The sequence below is a fragment of the Candidatus Hakubella thermalkaliphila genome (assembly GCF_013281975.1).
GTDB classification, from domain to species: Bacteria; Actinomycetota; Humimicrobiia; order Hakubellales; family Hakubellaceae; genus Hakubella; species Hakubella thermalkaliphila.
The window spans coordinates 1-908 of the sequence record NZ_BLRZ01000340.1 but is presented as its reverse complement, the minus strand read 5'-3'; the positions used below and the strand labels follow the sequence as shown (position 1 = coordinate 908).

The 908-nt window shown below is 49.6% G+C and carries 1 protein-coding gene and 1 pseudogene; one reads left to right on the top strand and one right to left on the bottom strand.

The window, feature by feature from the left end; all coding sequences use genetic code 11:
* Positions 1-260: 260 nt before the first annotated feature.
* Complete coding sequence (locus HW443_RS14175) at positions 261-617, bottom strand: DUF6788 family protein (RefSeq protein WP_407079826.1); 357 nt, start codon at positions 615-617, stop codon at positions 261-263.
* Between the two features lie 102 nt (positions 618-719).
* Between HW443_RS14175 and HW443_RS13095 the strand changes: the two are divergent.
* Positions 720-908 (top strand): annotated as a pseudogene (locus HW443_RS13095) (IS1634 family transposase); the annotation flags it as partial.

Below are 908 nucleotides of genomic sequence, written 5' to 3'. Positions count from 1 at the left end.
TACCTTGGCTGAATAACCATAAGATGTGCTTCAGATTCATGGAAAATTAGGGGGGGAAAGAGTCCATCCAATTAGGACTGAAATATTGCTGATTGTGGAAGATAAGAAGTTACCCTTCATCCACGACTTCACCTAACACGGTGTAAAAGACTGCGTTTCGCTCCGCCCAAATTCGGCTTCGCCGAACTTCTTTCCCATTTTCCGCAACTCAGCACATCGATTTCTTCCCCCACTGTCCAGGGAAAGAGTGTTCCGCTGAGCTATGGGCTGCCTTTAGGCCCTTTTTTCATCATGAGCCTGAGTTGGAGAGCCGTCTTGAATGTCCTTTCGGAAAGTCTCGTCCATTTACGAATGATCTGATTAAGCTTTTTTCTGTTCTGGACCCACTCCATATATAGTTGGGCTTCTTCGTTCTTGATTAACCTGGCTACCGTCTTCCCCTTCCTCTTTGTTGTCCAGTAAATGTACGGTCCGTGGCGCGCAGCAGGGTCCTTTCGGCAGGCACAGCTGCTGTTCCCGCAGGTGATCATTCGTTTGCTTACACTCCCTGACATGAGGAAACCGAGACACCATAGTTCCTCTTTGAGGCTTCGCTGCTGGTGCTTGAACGCTTCCATCCGGTTCTGGAGTCTGCTCTTTTGAGACACGGTTGAATTTCCACTTGACTTCCGCATAATCTTACTGTATCATACAGCAAGAAAGGAGGAAAGTCAAGAAGGATGAAACAACCCGCTTTCGAGCTAGACTCGAAGTTCGTAGGTGCCTTGCCGATCCTCAATAACGTTCTCAAACGACTCCACTTCTCGCAGCTTCTCCGAAGACATCTGCCCCTGCCGGACCCTCGCGCTAAGATGGCCCCCGCCCAAGCCCTGGAAGTCCTGACACGAAATCTTATCCTGGCTCGCGTT